This window comes from Marinobacter pelagius (assembly GCF_003315345.1).
Classification (GTDB): Bacteria; Pseudomonadota; Gammaproteobacteria; order Pseudomonadales; family Oleiphilaceae; genus Marinobacter; species Marinobacter pelagius_A.
In genome coordinates this window covers 23,583-40,612 of sequence record NZ_QNRO01000010.1, presented here as the reverse complement: position 1 = coordinate 40,612, position 17,030 = coordinate 23,583, and the positions used below count along the sequence as shown (strand labels likewise).

Sequence of the window (17,030 nt, the reverse complement as noted above, 5' to 3'; positions counted from 1 at the left end):
ACAGGGCCGTATCGCTTCTAAATTTCCGGTTTCTCAAAGCGAATTCCCGTGAGTCTAGTAGAGCTCGGTGGGTGGCCCGGTTCAGGACTGTGCGGAGCCAGGGATGGCGGAGCCCAAGCGCCCCAGGGATGGGCCGTCAGGAGCGTGTCCTGAAACGGGCCACCCACCGGGCTCCAACCGCAAAGTCACAGTCCTGCGAACCAGAGCACCAAGCTATCAGACCTTGTCGTAAAGCTTCCCGCCGGACTCCACAAACTCGCGGGACTTTTCCTGCATCCCGGCATCGATTGCGGAAACCTCGTCCAGCCCGTTTTCTGCCGCATAGTCCCGGACTTCCTGGGAGATTTTCATGGAGCAGAACTTGGGACCACACATGGAACAGAAGTGGGCTACCTTGGCGGAGTCCTTGGGAAGGGTTTCGTCGTGGTAGGCGCGGGCGGTGTCCGGGTCCAGGCCGAGGTTGAACTGATCCTCCCAGCGGAACTCAAAACGCGCCTTGGACAAGGCATTGTCACGGATCTGGGCACCCGGATGGCCTTTGGCCAGGTCGGCGGCGTGGGCGGCGATCTTGTAGGTGATGATGCCGGTTTTCACGTCGTCTTTGTTGGGCAGCCCCAGGTGCTCTTTCGGGGTGACGTAGCAGAGCATGGCGCAGCCGTACCAGCCGATCATGGCGGCGCCGATGCCGGAGGTGATGTGATCGTAGCCCGGGGCAATGTCGGTAATCAGCGGGCCCAGGGTGTAGAACGGGGCTTCGTCGCAGCACTCGAGCTGCTTGTCCATGTTCTCTTTCACCAGGTGCATGGGCACATGGCCGGGGCCTTCGATCATGCACTGGACGTCGTGCTTCCAGGCAATTTTGGTCAATTCACCCAGGGTTTCCAGTTCGCCGAACTGGGCTGCGTCGTTGGCGTCTGCGATGGACCCGGGGCGCAGACCGTCCCCCAGACTAAAGGAGACGTCGTAGGCCTTCATGATTTCGCAGATGTCATCGAAGTGCTCGTACAGGAAGCTTTCCTTGTGGTGGGCCAGGCACCACTTGGCCATGATGGAGCCACCGCGGGAGACGATGCCGGTCACGCGATTCGCGGTGAGAGGCACATGGTGCAGGCGCACGCCGGCGTGGATGGTGAAGTAGTCCACGCCCTGCTCGGCCTGTTCGATCAGGGTGTCCCGGAAGATTTCCCAGGTCAGGTCTTCGGCCACGCCGCCGACTTTTTCCAGGGCCTGGTAGATGGGCACGGTGCCGATGGGGACCGGGGAATTGCGGATGATCCATTCCCGGGTTTCGTGGATGTTCTTGCCGGTGGACAGGTCCATGATGGTGTCAGCGCCCCAGCGGATGCCCCAGGTCAGCTTTTCCACTTCTTCCTCAATTGAGGAGGTGACCGCCGAGTTACCAATGTTGCCGTTGATCTTCACCAGGAAGTTGCGGCCGATGATCATGGGCTCGATTTCCGGGTGGTTGATGTTGGCTGGGATGATGGCACGGCCGCGGGCCACTTCGTCACGAACGAATTCCGGGGTAATTTCCGGCGGGAGGTTGGCACCGAAGGACTGGCCGGGATGTTGCTGATCCAGCAGGCCATGTTCCCGGGCCTCCTGGAGTTTCATGTTTTCCCGAATCGCAATGTATTCCATTTCCGGCGTAATGATGCCCTGGCGGGCATAGTGCATCTGGGAAACGTTCTTGCCCGGCTTTGCCCGCAAAGGCTTGCGCTCATCCATGAACCGGAGCGGGTCCAGCTGCGGGTCTTTCATACGCCGGCGGGTAAATTCGGAGGTGTAGCCGTCCAGCTGTTCGACGTCGCCCCGTTCGGCGATCCAGCCGGCGCGGATCGGCTCGAGGCCCTTGCGCAGGTCGATGTTCGCCTCCGGGTCGGTGTAGGGACCTGAGGTGTCGTAAACGACCACCGGCGGGTTTTTCTCACCGCCCATTTCGGTGGGCGTATCCTCCACAGTAATTTCCCGCATGGGCACCCGGAGATCGGATCGGCTACCCTGCACGTAGATTTTTCGTGAGCTTGGTAACGGTTTGATTGCGGCGGAATCAACTCTGGCGGAATCGCTGAGGTAGGATGGCAGGTCGGTCATCATTCGCTCCCGGTAGATAGACTGAGGTTTCGGGTCGCGTATGACGGAGCCTGCGTGGGCAGTCATGCCACTCGGGCCGGACTGCTGTTGGGTCATCTGGTCTTAATCCCTACGCCGGTATTATCCGGATCAGGTCGCGGGTTCTGCGATGCAATCTCAGCCGGCCACCCAGGAATCAGGTAAGCCAGCACCCCGTCAAGACGCGAGTAAAATTCGGTTCAGCACACAATTTGTGTGACGTTTGCAAGTGTAGAGGCCAAGGGAAATATTGTCCATAATGGCCAACCATCAGCTCGCCGGATGCGCAACCTGCTGCTTGAAAGCAATGTGCGGCCGGTTACCGGGCGTCCCGGAGTGATGCCCATGTGCACAGGTATTCAGGAGAACGAATGAAAAAACGACTGCTTTCCGGACTGATTGGCGTGATGGCCGCCCAACCGGCCTTTGCCATCGACCTGATCGAGACCTACGAAAAAGCCCTCTCCTACGACTCCGGCATCGCTGCAGCCCAGGCCAGCTTTGAGGCTCAACAGGCCGCGAGCGATGTCAGCAAGAGTGCACTGCTGCCGCAAGTAGGCGCTTTTGGTGAAGCCAATCACACCGACCTGGATGCAGATCTCGATATCCAGGATAACTCCTACAAGTCAACGAGCTACGGTGTCCAGCTGACGCAGCCGCTGTTTCGAGCCGACTCCTGGTTCCGTTACGACGCCAGCCAGTTTCAGACCGAATCAGCCCGGGCACAATACAATCTGGCCCAGCAGCAGCTGATTCTGGATGTGGCGACCGCCTATTTCAACGTGCTCCGGGCCCAGGACACCGTGACTACTGCCCTGGCCACCGAAGCGGCGATCCAGCGTCAATACGAGCAGGCCCAGGAGCGCTTTGATGTCGGCCTGATTGCGATTACCGAAGTCTATGAAGCCCGCGCCAGCTATGACGACGCCAAGAGCCAGCGGATTGCCGCGGAAAACCAGCTCAACGTTGCCAAGGAACAGCTGGCACGGCTGACCGGCGAATACCCGGAAGACCTCGAAAACCTGCGCCGTAACTTCCCGCTGGGCCGCCCAGAACCCATGGATCCGTCCGCCTGGGAAAGCATTGCACTGGAACAGAACTGGTCCATCCAGTCCACCCTGTTCGAGCTGCAAGCGAGCGAAGCCAACCTGAAGGTCGCCAAGGCAGGTCATTACCCGACCCTGGATCTGACCGCCTCCTACGGTGATAACCAGATCGACGGCGGAAGCCCGAACCAGTTCGAAGGGACCCAGGGCGTTATTGGCCTTGAACTGAACGTGCCCCTGTATTCCGGCGGTGGCACCCAGGCCAGTGTGCGGCAGCAAAGATCCCTGGTAACCGTGGCCGAACAGCAGCTCAACACCGTTCGCCGGGATGTCCGGGTAAACACCCGCAGCCTGTTCCTGACGGTAAACAACAACATCGAGACCGCCTCTGCCCTTGCCCAGACCATCATCTCCCGCCGCAGCGCACTGGATGCGACCCGAGCCGGTTATGAGGTGGGTACCCGGAATATCGTTGAAGTGCTGGATGCGGAGCGGGCCTACTACGTGGCGCTGCGCGACTACGCCAATGCCCGGTATGACTACGTGATCAATACGCTGCAGCTGAAGCAGGCCGCAGGCACCCTGAGCCCACAGGATCTGGTGGACCTGAACAACTGGTTGAGCGAAACCGCACCGGGCATTGAAGCCCTGGCCAACGAGGACCAGACCCTGGACGATCCGATCCAGTAGGGGGCCGGCTTTGGCGGGCAGCCACACTGCCCGCCACTCCCCTCAAACCCGCTCGATAATCCCCTCGACCACTTTTTCCAGCGCGCCCCGGTTCTTGTTCACCACGGATAGTGCGCGCCGGCCAATCGCCTCCCGCTCGGCGGGGTGACTGAACAGGGAAATCAGGAAGGTCGCCAGCTCTTCGGCGTTGGCGACGATCTTGACGCCGGTATCGTCCAGCAGGCGCTGATAAATGGTTTCGAAATTGAACACGTGGGGACCGGAGAACACCGGGATTCCCCAGCCCGCCGGCTCCAGGGGATTGTGACCACCCCGTTCAATCAGCGAACCACCGACAAAAGCGATGTCACTGGCACCATAGAGCATCATCAGCTCCCCCATGGTGTCGCCAAGGTAAACCTGGGCATCAGCCGGATCCTCGCCAAGGGAACGCCTGGCAACTGTCAGTCCCCTGGACATGGCCTTGTTAGCCACCGAATCGAATCGTTCCGGGTGCCTTGGCACCAGGATCAGGAGCGCATCGGGATGGGCGGCCAACAATTCCTGGTGAGCGGTCAGTAGCTGGGCGTCCTCGCCACCATGGGTACTGCCGGCAATCCACACCGGTCGCCCCGCCAGCCGCGTACGCAGATCCCGGGCGGCCTGCCGCACATCCGGTGGTATATCCACGTCAAACTTGACGCTGCCGGTGACTTCCACCTTGTCCGGAACGACCCCGATACGCCGGAAACGCTCGGCATCTTTCTCGGCCTGCGCTGCCACCCAGCTAATACTCTGCATGATCGGTAGCGCCAGACTCCGGATCCGTTCGTAGCCGCGGGCAGAACGTTCCGATAACCGGGCATTGATCAGGAAGACCGGCACCCCACGGGCCCGGCTCTGGCGTATCATGTTGGGCCAGATCTCGGTTTCCATGATGACCAGAATCCGCGGGCGGGTGCGATTGAGAAAACGGCGGATGGAACCGGGAGTATCGTAGGGTGCGTAGGCATAGCGAACCCGGTTACCGAACATCTTGCGGGCCTGGGCCAAACCGGTGTCAGTCATGGCCGTCATCAGGATGGTGATCTGCGGGTCCCGCGCCAGCAGGCGCCGCACCATGGGGGCCGCCGCAATGGTTTCGCCGACGGACACGGCATGGACCCAGACCACCGGCCCCGGAAGCCGGGGAACCAGCCCGATACGATGGCCAAGATCCCGGCGTAGGGCTGGCGCCTTTCGACCCTGCCACCACAGCCTCAACAGGATAAACGGCAGGATCAGACGGATAAGCTGGGAATAGAGAAATTGGAACACACAGGACTCCCGGCAAAACAGTGCGTTATCATAGCGCAAAAATCGTCAAGGGGCCGCATGGTGCCCCCGGATTCACCCATTGTCGATGCAAGGTTCCCTGATTTGAAGAAGAAGTACCGCAAACTGCCACGCAACACGGATTACTCCGCCTATCGCCACCCCCGCTGGTGGCCAACCTGGCTGGGTATCGCCTTCATGTGGCTGGTGGCCCAGCTGCCCATCCGTCTGCAGTGGTGGCTGGGAAAACTGGCCGGATTGCTGGCGTGGAAATTGGCGCGCAGCCGCCGTCACATTACCGAAGTGAATATCGGGCTATGCTTCCCGGAGCTGACCGAACAGCAACAGGCAGCGCTGGTGCGAAAAGCCTTTATCGCCAACGGAATCGGACTGATGGAACTGGGCATTGCCTGGTTCCGGGACCCGGCAAAGCTCACCGGAATCACCCGCATCCACGGCATCGAGCATTTCGAAAAAGCCCTGGAAGCCGGTCACGGCGTACTGCTGCTGGGCGGGCATTACAGCACCCTGGACCTGGGAGGCAGCCTGGTGACTGAATACATCGAGGCCGATGTCATGCAGCGGGATCACAACAATCCGTTGATGAATGCGGTCATGACACGGGCCCGGGGCCGTCGTTATGGCAACGTCCTCGGCGCCAAGGATCTTCGTGGCCTGTTCCGCAGCCTGAAGAAAAACCGCGCGGTATGGTACGCCACCGACCAGGATTACGGGCGCAAGGATATCGTTTTCGCCCCGTTTTTCGGTATTCCTGCCGGCACCATCACCGCTACCTCACGGATTGCCGAGCGCAGCCGCTGCAAAATCGTACCGTTCAGCCACTTCCGGCGGGATGACAAGCCGGGCTACGACATCTACTTCCACCCGGCACTGGAGAGCTTTCCCAGCGGCAATGATCTTGAGGATGCCACCCGGATTAACCGGACCATCGAACAGGAAATCCGCAAGGCGCCAGACCAGTACCTCTGGATGCACCGGCGCTTCAAGACCCGGCCGGACCCCGACGACCCCGGTTTTTACCGGCGCAAGAAACAGTAGGAGTTGCCCTTGAGCCTGGAGCCCGAGAAGGATGCGCCAGTGGTCTGGTTGGTGACCGACGGCAAACCCGGCCACCGGAACCAGCTGAGAGGCCTGGGCAACCGCCTGCGCGCCCACACCGGGGCCCGCTTGTATTGGCTGGATGCAACGGACTACCAGATCCCCTTGTGGCGCACCCTGCTCGGAGCGGCTCCGACGCTGCCTGCGGGCCTGCCCCACCCCGACCTGATCGTGGCCGCCGGCACCGGCACTCATCGGCTGTTGCTCGCACTCCGACGCCTTGGCAAAACCAGAACCCTGGTTATCATGAAACCGGCCTTCCCGCTGTCCTGGGTGGACGGAGCCATTGTTCCCGCCCATGACGAGGTGAAAGCCTCCGCTAATGTTTTCGTCACCGAAGGCGTAATGAACACCATCACTCCGCTGGCAAAGCTGACCGACAACCGCCAGGCTCTGGTTCTGGTCGGTGGTCCCTCCCCCCACTTTGACTGGGACGACGATGCCGTTCTCGCCCAGATCAATGACCTGGTTGCCCGCTACCCGGACTGGCGCTGGACCATCAGCGATTCCCGGCGCACGCCTCAGAACATGCGAGAGCGCCTCGCGGATCTTGCCGGCCCCCGGATCACTGTGATGAGCTGTGAAGCCACCCACGAGAACTGGCTCAGGCATCAACTATCAGCTTCCAGGGCGGTATGGACAACGCCGGACAGCATGTCGATGGTATGCGAAGCCGCCACTTCCGGTGTACCGACGGGACTGCTGGACCTGCCCGTCAGACCGGGCAGCCGGGTGGCAAATGGCGTCAACCGCCTGGCCGAGGCCGGAATCGTCGCCCACTGGAGCGATCACCGCAGCGTCATGGCCCGGCAAACGGTAGCCAGCAGACAACTCTGGGAGGCCGACCGCGTGGCCAAATGGGTTCTAGAACGGTTCCTCCAGAACAAACGAACATCGAAACAAGGAAACACAATGTGAGGATTCTTCAGGCACTGCCAGCCCTGTACAGCGGCGGCGTGGAACGAGGCACCGTAGATCTCGCCGCCGAACTGGTTCGCCGCGGGCACGAATCCTACGTAGTTTCCAACGGCGGTCCCATGGCGGAGCAGGTGCGGGGACAAGGCTCTACCCATATCCACATGCCAATTCACCGCAAGTCTCTGGCTTCCTTTGGTCAGATCCCACCCATGCGCAAGCTGATTCAGGGCCTGAAGCCGGACATCATCCACGTGCGATCCCGCATGCCCGCCTGGATCATCCACCTGGCCCTGAAGAGCCTCCCCGAGGCGGAACGACCTGCGGTCGTTTCCACGTTCCACGGCATGTACTCGGTGAACCCGTACAGCGCCATCATGACCAGGGCCGATCACATGATCGCCGTGTCGAACTGTGTGCGGGACTACGTGCTGAAAAATTTCAACGTCCCGAAAGAGAAGCTCACCGTCATCCAGCGCGGCGTAAACGTGGAAGCCTTCCACAACCGGGCACTCAGCCAACAGTGGCTGGATCACTTTCTATCCCGTTACCCCCAGCTGGCCGGCAAGAAAATCATCATGATGCCGGGCCGAATTTCCCGGTGGAAAGGCCAGCTCGATTTCCTGGCCATGATGAACCTGCTGGTTCGCCAGCGCCCGGACTGCCATGGCATCATCGCCGGCGGCGCGGAACCGGGCAAGGAGCGTTTCCTCGAGGAACTGGAAAGGGAACGCAGCCGCCTGAGCCTGACCGACAAGGTGACCTTCCTGGGCCAGCGCAACGACATGAACAGCCTGTATCTGTTCGCTGATGTGGTCTGCCACATGTCCACCAAGCCCGAACCCTTTGGTCGGACCGTGACCGAAGCCTTGGCGTCGGGCACCCCGGTGGTTGCCTACAATCGCGGAGGGGCAGCCGAAACTCTCCAGGCCTGTTTCCGTGAAGGTCTGGTGCCTCCAGACGATATTGGAGCATTTGCCACTGCGGTTCAGAAAATTCTTGAGGAGCCGGAACATGAGATCCTGATTCCCGACCGGTTCCGGCTGGAGGCACAGACGGAAGCGACGTTGGCAATCTATGAAAAAGTCCTGGCGGACAGGGTAGGAAGGCAATGAACTCACAGGCGCCTCTGACCATTGCCCTGGTCCTCGGAACCCCCGGAACCACCTGGGGAGGCATGGAAAAGCATACCGAGGAATTGGCAGAAGCACTGGCAGAGAGGGGGCATCAGGTACATATCATTGCCCACAGAACTTTCAGTGAACGGTTTCCCCGGCCGCTTCACTTTCACCCTTGTCCTGTGCAGTTGGGGCGCAAGAACCCCTGGCTCTGGCTCAAACTTGCCAGGCTTGTCCGGCGCATAAGGCCCGATATTCTCCATGCCCAGGGCAACAAGGCCGCAAGCCTGATATCCCATGTCAGGACGTTTTTTCCCTGCTCAACGATCGGCACGATTCACGGCATCAAAAGCAATGAGCGGGCGTTCGCAGGCTGCTCTGCACTAATTGCGGTAAGTCGTTCCGTCTATGACCGGCTTAACCATCCGGCGAGAAAACTGATTTATAACGGCATCAAATCCGGCCAGGATCTCGGCGAGCTCTCCGCCCCTCCGCGGCTGGACGAAAAGAACCGGACGATCAACGTCCTGGCTGTGGGCAGATTGGTACCCGTCAAGGGCTTCGACACACTGATACGTGCATGGAAACCTGTGGTGGACGCCCTTCCCCAAAGCCACCTGACGATTCTCGGGGAAGGTGAACAACGGCATTCCCTGGAAAAACTTGTGGCAGAGCTGGTCCTTGGGGAACATGTTGCACTGCCAGGCCACCAGAACAACACTGCCCCTTGGTACTCAAATTCCGATTTGACCGTTATCAGCTCCCGGAGAGAAGGTTTCTCCTACGTCTTGCTGGAAGCGCTCATGGCCGGATGCCCAGTGATCTCAACACCCGTATCTGGGCCGCAGGAACTACTTCCACCAGAAGCCATTACCCGCGATCATTCCCCCTCCAGCCTGGCCGAACTTTTGATCAGCAGTCTACGCCATTTGACTGACCTCAGGGATAAGGAACAACCCTCAATGAGGAGAGTTCGCATAGAGTTCACAGTAACCGCGATGGCCGAACAAACTGAAAAGGTCTACCTGGAAGTCCTATGGAAATGAACTATGCCTTCATTTCTTCCCGAGTCGTTATTCGCCCGTTCCCAGATCCCGAAGCATCTGCATCTCTTTTGCCTTTGCCAGCCTCATGAAATTTCTGTTTGCTGCTGTGATTGCGACACTCAAACCAAACCAGCCGTTGAGGACCTGACGGTGCAAAAAATAATACCTGAGGAACTTTAGAGGGAACTCAGAGAACAGTCGCACAGAAGATATCCTTCGCCCTCTAGCCACAAGGTGCAGAGCCTGATCCGACGACATCTTACAATACTTCTTTTCTAGCTGTTCGAGCGATATGAGCGTCATGTGATAAACATCGCCCTTGAGCTTCTCTACCCTGCCGGTATGAGGCTCAGGCCTGTCGTGAATGCTATGCCTTTCGGAAACGAAGCTCGCTCTTTTTTTGTTATAGAGACGCAGCAGAACATGAGTCTTATCATGCCTGAAAGGGTGGCCAGGCATCGGTGGTCTGATCACCCAACGAAAGCTGAACCCGGCTATATCTGAGGGGACAGGTGTAGAAAACCTGGCTTTGATTGATTCCACGAGTTTATGGGAAAGAACTTCATCTGCATCCAGATTGAGCACCCACTCATTCCTGCATAGGGATTCTGCAAAGGACTTTTGCAGAGCGAAGCCTTCCCAATCCCGGTGGACAACAAGCGCCCCCGCCGCTTCGGCAATTTCCTTCGTGCGATCTGTACTTCCAGAATCGACCACAACGATTTCGTCCACCCAACCGCGAACCCTCTCCAGCGATTCGGGCAGCCTCTGTTCCTCGTTGAGCGTGATGTAATACACCGAGATTGGCAGCTTCATTATTGGTGACACCCGTGACACGGTTCCGCCAGACGCCCGAGAGCACTGCCGGACAAAACCTGCTGTGATAATATCTTGCGATTGAACGCCAATGCTGAACGAAAGCAACGAATGGAGCAATTGCATGATTCATCCCGTCATCATGGCCGGAGGCACCGGCTCTCGCCTTTGGCCCCTGTCCAGGCAATTGAACCCGAAGCAGTTCCTGAAGCTGACGGATGATAACCTGTCCATGCTGCAGCTGACTGTCGCCCGATTGGAAGGCATGGAGTCCGCTGATCCTCTGCTGATCTGTAATGAAGAACATCGCTTCCTGGCGGCTGAGCAGATGCGTCAGTCCGGTCATGACGATGCCCGCATCATCCTCGAGCCCTGCGGACGAAACACCGCACCAGCCATTGCCCTCGCAGCCCTGCAACTGGCGAAAGGCGTTGCTGACGACGGCGACGATCCCCTCATGCTGGTACTGGCGGCAGACCACCTGATTCAGGATGTCCCTGCCTTCCAGAATGGGATTGCCAAGGCAGTTCCCCTTGCACAACAAGGCAACCTGGTCACTTTCGGAATCGTGCCCGGCCATGCGGAGACCGGTTACGGGTACATACAACGTGGCCCCGAACTCGCTGAGGGCAGCTTCACGGTAAACCGTTTTGTCGAGAAACCCGACCAGGAAACCGCCGAGGACTATCTCTCGTCCGGCGATTATCTCTGGAACAGCGGCATGTTCATGTTCGGAGCGCGCCGTTACCTGACGGAGCTGGAGAAGCATCGTCCCGACATTCTCGCCATCTGCCAGGCAGCTTTTGATGGCGCCAGCGAGGATCTCCACTTTACCCGCATTAATGAGAGCATCTTTGCCGAGTGTCCTGAAGACTCAGTCGATTACGCGGTGATGGAGAAAACCGACAACGCCGCGGTGGTATCCCTCGATGCAGGCTGGAGCGACATCGGCTCCTGGTCCGCGCTGTGGGACGTCTCTGACAAAGATCAGAACGGCAACACCTTCACCGGCGATGTGATCGCTCACGATACCGAGAGGACCCTGGTGCGTGCGGACAGCCGGCTGGTGGCAACAGTGGGGGTCAAGGATCTGGTGATCATTGAGACCAAAGATGCCCTGTTGGTGGCCCACAAGGACAAGGTGCAGGACGTCAAGAAAGTAGTGGAACGCATCAAGAATGACGGCCGACACGAGCACATGAACCATCGTGAAGTCTATCGCCCCTGGGGGGTTTACGATTCGATCGATAATGGCAACCGGTATCAGGTGAAACGCATCACTGTGAAACCGGGGGCCAAGCTGTCGGTGCAAATGCACCACCATCGTGCCGAGCACTGGATTGTCGTCAGCGGCACAGCCAAGGTGACCAACGGCGAAAAAACCTACCTGGTCACTGAAAACCAGTCCACCTACATTCCTATCGGCCAGATCCACTCGCTGGAGAACCCGGGCGTCATCGACCTGGACCTGATCGAAGTCCAGTCCGGCTCCTATCTGGGTGAAGACGATATCGTTCGCTTCAAGGACGTTTACGGGCGCACCTGATCCCTCCTGTGACCCGGGTTCCCTGCAAAACCGGGGGCACGAGTCAGACTGCCACGGAAAGCACGGATTTCACTGTCTGGTCATCAAACGGTAAAATCTCGCGTTTTCAGGATTCTTTCCTTTTTTATTGTTACCGGAACCTCACACCATGATGCGCAGTAACAACACGCTTGGGCAGCGGGCCGCCTGGACTTCCTGGTTCATTTTCGCAAACGGGCTGTTTGCCTTATTGGTCGGACTACGCTATTTGCCATGGATGAGCATTCCGGACGGCGAAACTGTCTCTTATGTCGCTCTTCTTTACCCGGGGCAATTTGCGCTTCTCGCCTGGCTGAGTGGCCTGCCATTGCTCGTTCTCGCAACCGTGCTACCTGCTAAACGGATACTTTCAGTTCTGGCTGTCCTATACGCAGGTATCGGAATCGCTGTCCTGGCGACTGATACCGTGGCCTACTCCCTCTATCGCTTCCACCTGTCGCCATTCGTGCTGGAACTGGCCCTCGGAGGCGGAACAGAGATTTTCTCTTTTTCTTGGCAGCTATGGGTATCAGCCATCGGCATTTTCATCGGCATCCTGGTGGTCGAGAGCGTCATGGCTATTTTGCTCTGGCGTCGCCGGCCGCGGGCCCGCTGGCTGAGTGCCGGATTCGCCCTGATGTTTGCCTTCCAGCTCGGCGCCCACGGCTGGCATGCCTGGGCGGAAGCGAATTACGATACCCGGATCACTGGCATCACCCGGCACGTACCGCTTTATTACGCAGCCACCGCCAAGCGATTCATGAATGAGCACGGCCTGGTGGATCCGCAAAGAGTCCGAGAGAACCTGGACGCACAGGCACTGGGCAATGTCAGTACAGGCAGCCAGCTCAACTACCCGACCCAGCCCCTTCAGTGCTCAGAACCAGAGCAGAAACTGAATGTGCTGATGATCGTGATCGACGGCGCCCGCTGGGACATGCTCGACCCACGCTGGATGCCCAATATTCATGAGTTTGCCCGGAGTAACCTGACGTTCGAAAAGCACTACAGCAACGGCAATGCCACCAAGCCCGGCGTGTTCACGCTGTTCTATTCGCTGCCCGCCAGCTACTGGGATGCCTTTACCGCTGCCAAGAAGCCACCGGTCACAATCAGCCGGATGCAGGAACTGGGCTACCAGACAGAGGTGCTCGGGTCTGCCACATTGGTTAGCCCGGCGTTTGACCAGAATGTGTTTTCGACAATTCCAGACCTGCGCCTGGAAACCCCCGGGCAACACCCCTGGGATCGCGATATCCGGATTACCGACGACTGGCTGGCCTTTACAGAAACCGAACTCGAGCCGCAACGGCCGTTTTTCGGATTTCTATTCTACGACACGCCTCACAACCACATGGTACCGGATGATTACCCGGTGAAATTCAAGCCCTACTGGGAAACCGTCAACAAGCTGCAACTGGATCAGGATTTCAACCCGGAGCTGATCAAAAATAATTACAAATCGACGCTGCACTTTGTGGACAACCAGATTGGTCGGGTTCTGGAGGATTTGCGGGCGAAAGGGCTGCTGGACAGCACCATCGTGATGATTACCGGGGACCATGGCCAGGAGTTCAACGAATACGGGATGAATTACTGGGGCCACGGCAGCAACTTCGGCCAGTACCAGCTAAGGGTACCCATGGTCGTCCACTGGCCCGGCAGGTCTGCACAACGCTTTGACTATCGAACCGAAAACTTCGACATTGCCCCCACGCTGATAAAGAATGCCCTGGGTTGCAGCTCCACACCCACGGAATACTACGCTACGGGCAACGGCCTTTTCTCGCCCCGCGAGCGGGAGTGGAGCATTGCCCACAGTTACATGGACTATGCGCTGCTCACCGAAGACCTTAAACTCGTCACCCATGCATCCGGCAACGTGGACGTGGTAAACCATGACCTGGAGTCAGTGAAAAACTACCAACTCAACCCCTCATGGACACTGCAGGTTCTTGAGGAACAGTCCCGATTTTATAAATAATTAGCGTCCTACACGATCAGGCCTGAATTTATGAAGCTTTCCGTCATTATCAGCACCTACAACTCGCCCGAGTGGCTGGAAAAAGTACTCTGGGGCTACAGTGTGCAGACCCACAAGGATTTCGAACTGATCATTGCCGATGACGGATCAACCGGCGAAACACGCCAGTGCATTAATCGTATGCGGGAGGCAACGGGTCTGCCTATAAAGCATGTGTGGCAGGAAGACGACGGCTTTCGAAAATGCCGCATTCTTAATTTGGCTGTTCTTAAATCTGAATCCGAGTATCTGGTGTTCACTGATGGCGACTGCATTCCGAGACGTGACTTTCTTGAAGTGCACGCCTCTGAAGCCGAGCCCGGGCGTTACCTTTCCGGGGGATACCACAAGCTTCCCATGGCCACGAGCAAGGCCATAGCCCACGACGACATTATTTCCGGCCGCTGTTTTGAGCTGCCCTGGCTGAAAGCCCACGGCCTGAAATCCACCTACAAAAACAGCAAACTGACAGCCAACCACTGGCAGGCCCGACTGTTCAATGCGTTGACTCCGACACGTTGCCGCTTCAAAGGGTCCAACGGGTCTGTCTGGAAAAAAGATGTTCTGGCAGTAAACGGATTTGATGAAACCATGGCTTATGGAGGCGAAGACAGGGAGTTTGGTGTGAGGCTTGTCAATTTGGGCATCAAGCCCAAGCACGTCCGATATAATGCCATTGTAATTCATCTTGATCATGCTCGCGGATATGTTGAACCTAACATTGTCGAAGCCAATAAGCAGCATCGAATAAACGTCGACAAGGAAGGTATTATCCGCACAGAGCATGGAATCGAGCAGCATCTACAGTCCCAGGTCCCAGGAGCCCTCAATTGATTTTCTTTGTGTTTTCCTACAACCGTGGGCCCCATCTGAAGAACTGTATTGAGTCCATCGAAGCCTGTGCTCCCGGTCACCGGGTGATTGTTTATGACGATTCCAGCGACGACCCGGAAACCCTGCAGATTCTCGGGGGCATTGAAGCACGGCACGAGGTGAGAAGGCGTGATGACAAGGGTTCCGGGGACCAGCACGGGGCTCTCTATACCAACATGCAGCGTGCCATTGACTCTCTAGAAGAGGACACGCTGATATGCTTTCTTCAGGACGATACTCAGCTCGTTCGGCGCATCGACAATCAGGACCTGGAATTCCTCAAGAACCAGTTTGAACGGTTTCCGACTGCAGGGTTCCTGGCCCCGGTCTTTCAAAAACGAATCACCCGCCGGCGTACTCTCGATCGCTTTATCTACAGGGAGGATCGTGGCGTTTATGTATGCGAGCACCGAAGCAAAAAACAGGTTGCCGGTGTTTTTTACTCCGATATTTCTGTGACCCGAAGCGACCGCCTACGCTCTGTTAACTGGCAGTTTGTTCCCGGCGAATTTGAAAACGAGCAGCAGGCAAAGCAGCAATTTCTGGAAATGGGCTACCTTTTTGCACCCTTTGCCATGTGGCTTCCCAATCCACCAGCTTACCGGAACAAGAAAAAGACCTTCACCTTCCGGCTCGCTGAAATCGTCAACAAGGCGGGGTTCTATCCTTTTGAAATCATGGACGAGGGTTCCGTTCAGAGGCTGAGAAACAGGCCAAAAAATCAGGTTCCAATTGCTGAAGATTTTCTTACCGTCAAAGTCAAAGGTCTGAAAAGCCCGTGGATTTATGACCCGCTTAGGCGATATCGATTGCTGCGAAAGCTGGCAAAGCTAGAAGCTTTCATTAACCGGGTTTTAAACAAATCCGGCTAGCGACCCAAACGCTCCCGGGCCATGGTAATCAGCGATTCGGCAGAAGCTTCCTCTAACTGAAGTTGCTGGTATCCGTTCGGTCTGCTACTGGCAAACAACTGATCGCAGAATACCGGCCCCGCCCCCCGATAGGTTTGTCCACTCAAGTGCCTTGGGCAAAAGAAATGGCTGGGAAGAACCGAGAGATCGCTATAACGCATCTCTCGTACAGTCTCTGTTACAACCCTGGGGCCAACGGTTTTCCACGCGGCCACCGGCTTATGCTTCAGCTTGTACCAGATAAAGCGGGTCGCCAAGTGCCGGGCAGCAACAAATTTATCCAACAAACGCCCAACCAGCGGGTCTCCGGGATAACAGGCAAAATAACCATTGGCTATCAGGCCCGGGGATATGAGTTCATTCTCCCAGCACGCAAATGCCGTACAATCAAACAACCAGTCCGGTAACGGAGAAAGAGCAATGGAGTCGGCATCGAGAGCAAATCCGCCTTCGTTGAAGAGTATCTCCCAACGCATCAGGTCGGCTACGCCAAAAAGCTGCCCCGTTCTCCACATTGCTTCCATATGACGCTTGGTTTTCCAAGGGTATTCATTATATTCACGGTTACCCCAGACTCTCAGCGCGAACTCCGGATTCAATAATTTCCAAGTTTCAAAACAAGCGTCAGGCCGGCGACGCTCATCACCCACCCATATAAAATGGAAAACTTTCGGAATGCGAGGCAATCTGACCTTCCTTGCGATAAAAACAGTGAGCTTACCTTTGACAACTAGTTTGCGTTTAATCGTTGTCTGAACCTGAAATTATGAATTTCTCGTCTGATCTTTCCCTTAATCAAGTACCAGCGCCAGCGCAGGCGCATAAGACCCCGCCTCAGTTCAGCAGTGTTGAAACCTGTGTCAATTGCCGACTCAAATTCAGGGTTATTGGTAACACACGGCTCTTCAACGCCATAACATTCCACGCCGTTATCCCAGAACTGGTCCATCTCGATATCAACGGGCTCCGCCCAGGTCTTTGCGTAATCGAGGAATTTTTTTGCGGCGGAGGGCCTGAGAAAATAGCCGGTGGCGCTCTTGTGACCTCTCAAAAATTTGGAAACAGTTACTCCATTATGTTCGAACACAGGTAATCTTTCCCTGTTTCTGGACTTGCTCTCGAAAAGCCTTACACATTCGATATGCTCGGGAAACACTGAGGATACACCCAAAAAACGCAGGAACGGTTGCTCAAAGATCTGTGCATCGTCCTCCAGGACAATCATTGGCTTTCCGGACTCGTAACACTGTTTCCATACCAGGTAATGGCTGGCATAACAGCCCATATGCCCTGCGGTAAGGGGAATTTCGCCAATGCGCTTCGCCTTCCGGGCATCAAATCTGGAAAACAGCTCGTGACCTTGCTTGCCGTCGACCGCATCAAAAAAGCGGAAGTCCATCCCCATACCGGAAAACTGCCTTTTGATGGCCTCCCGGCGATCAACCGCTCTGAGAAGACTGATAACAACAATTTCAGGCTGAGCACCCATTTAATAGTTCCTAAA

Annotated in this window: 14 protein-coding genes and 1 riboswitch; of the genes, 9 read left to right on the top strand and 5 right to left on the bottom strand. The window is 57.0% G+C overall.

Features of this window, described 5'->3' with window-relative positions:
- Positions 1-216: 216 nt before the first annotated feature.
- Positions 217-2,094, bottom strand: a complete 1,878-nt coding sequence (gene thiC, locus DET50_RS10335) for a phosphomethylpyrimidine synthase ThiC (RefSeq protein ID WP_113862780.1) — start codon at positions 2,092-2,094, stop codon at positions 217-219.
- An 89-nt stretch (positions 2,095-2,183) separates the two neighbouring features.
- Positions 2,184-2,299: riboswitch (TPP riboswitch) on the bottom strand.
- A 184-nt stretch (positions 2,300-2,483) separates the two neighbouring features.
- Between thiC and DET50_RS10330 the strand changes: the two genes are divergently transcribed.
- Positions 2,484-3,848: a TolC family outer membrane protein gene (locus DET50_RS10330; RefSeq protein ID WP_113862779.1), complete on the top strand. Its 1,365-nt coding sequence runs from the start codon at positions 2,484-2,486 to the stop codon at positions 3,846-3,848.
- A 42-nt stretch (positions 3,849-3,890) separates the two neighbouring features.
- Here DET50_RS10330 and waaA read toward each other — a convergent pair whose 3' ends face one another.
- Positions 3,891-5,144: a lipid IV(A) 3-deoxy-D-manno-octulosonic acid transferase gene (gene waaA, locus DET50_RS10325; protein ID WP_113862778.1), complete on the bottom strand. Its 1,254-nt coding sequence runs from the start codon at positions 5,142-5,144 to the stop codon at positions 3,891-3,893.
- Between the two features lie 102 nt (positions 5,145-5,246).
- On the opposite strand from waaA, the gene lpxL reads away from it, so the two are divergent.
- From lpxL to DET50_RS10305, 4 genes are read left to right on the top strand one after another with little or no spacing between them, the layout of a single operon-like run.
- Positions 5,247-6,200: an LpxL/LpxP family Kdo(2)-lipid IV(A) lauroyl/palmitoleoyl acyltransferase gene (lpxL, locus tag DET50_RS10320; protein WP_113862856.1), complete on the top strand. Its 954-nt coding sequence runs from the start codon at positions 5,247-5,249 to the stop codon at positions 6,198-6,200.
- 15 nt (positions 6,201-6,215) lie between these two features.
- On the top strand, positions 6,216-7,178 hold the full coding sequence (locus DET50_RS10315) for a mitochondrial fission ELM1 family protein (RefSeq protein WP_113862855.1): 963 nt from the start codon (positions 6,216-6,218) through the stop codon (positions 7,176-7,178).
- On the top strand, positions 7,175-8,290 hold the full coding sequence (locus DET50_RS10310) for a glycosyltransferase family 4 protein (RefSeq protein ID WP_113862777.1): 1,116 nt from the start codon (positions 7,175-7,177) through the stop codon (positions 8,288-8,290). The genes DET50_RS10315 and DET50_RS10310 overlap by 4 nt, the downstream gene beginning before the upstream one ends.
- Positions 8,287-9,339 carry a glycosyltransferase gene (locus tag DET50_RS10305; RefSeq protein ID WP_113862776.1) on the top strand — a complete coding sequence of 351 codons (1,053 nt, stop codon included), beginning with the start codon at positions 8,287-8,289 and terminating at the stop codon, positions 9,337-9,339. Before DET50_RS10310 ends, DET50_RS10305 begins: the two co-directional genes overlap by 4 nt.
- A gap of 27 nt (positions 9,340-9,366) precedes the next feature.
- Here the strand turns inward: DET50_RS10305 and DET50_RS10300 are convergent, their stop codons facing one another.
- On the bottom strand, positions 9,367-10,155 hold the full coding sequence (locus tag DET50_RS10300; protein ID WP_113862854.1) for a glycosyltransferase family 2 protein: 789 nt from the start codon (positions 10,153-10,155) through the stop codon (positions 9,367-9,369).
- A 124-nt stretch (positions 10,156-10,279) separates the two neighbouring features.
- Between DET50_RS10300 and DET50_RS10295 the strand changes: the two genes are divergently transcribed.
- The 4 genes from DET50_RS10295 to DET50_RS10280 all read left to right on the top strand — a co-directional run bounded on the left by DET50_RS10295 (position 10,280) and on the right by DET50_RS10280 (position 15,487).
- Entirely contained in the window at positions 10,280-11,701 is a 1,422-nt protein-coding gene (locus tag DET50_RS10295) for a mannose-1-phosphate guanylyltransferase/mannose-6-phosphate isomerase (protein WP_113862775.1), read from the top strand.
- 148 nt (positions 11,702-11,849) lie between these two features.
- Positions 11,850-13,703, top strand: coding sequence for a DUF3413 domain-containing protein (locus DET50_RS10290; RefSeq protein WP_113862774.1), 1,854 nt, complete (start codon positions 11,850-11,852; stop codon positions 13,701-13,703).
- A gap of 30 nt (positions 13,704-13,733) precedes the next feature.
- Complete coding sequence (locus DET50_RS10285) at positions 13,734-14,576, top strand: glycosyltransferase family 2 protein (RefSeq protein WP_113862773.1); 843 nt, start codon at positions 13,734-13,736, stop codon at positions 14,574-14,576.
- Positions 14,573-15,487 (top strand): glycosyltransferase family 2 protein, encoded by a 915-nt coding sequence (locus DET50_RS10280; protein WP_113862772.1) that lies wholly within the window; start codon positions 14,573-14,575, stop codon positions 15,485-15,487. Before DET50_RS10285 ends, DET50_RS10280 begins: the two co-directional genes overlap by 4 nt.
- On the opposite strand, the gene DET50_RS10275 is transcribed toward DET50_RS10280, so the two are convergent.
- Together DET50_RS10275 and DET50_RS10270 are read right to left on the bottom strand one after the other, a co-directional pair.
- Positions 15,484-16,212, bottom strand: coding sequence for a glycosyltransferase family 32 protein (locus DET50_RS10275; RefSeq protein WP_113862771.1), 729 nt, complete (start codon positions 16,210-16,212; stop codon positions 15,484-15,486). The genes DET50_RS10280 and DET50_RS10275 overlap by 4 nt on opposite strands.
- Before the next feature lie 44 nt (positions 16,213-16,256).
- Positions 16,257-17,015 (bottom strand): glycosyltransferase family 25 protein, encoded by a 759-nt coding sequence (locus DET50_RS10270; RefSeq protein WP_113862770.1) that lies wholly within the window; start codon positions 17,013-17,015, stop codon positions 16,257-16,259.
- Positions 17,016-17,030: the final 15 nt, after the last annotated feature.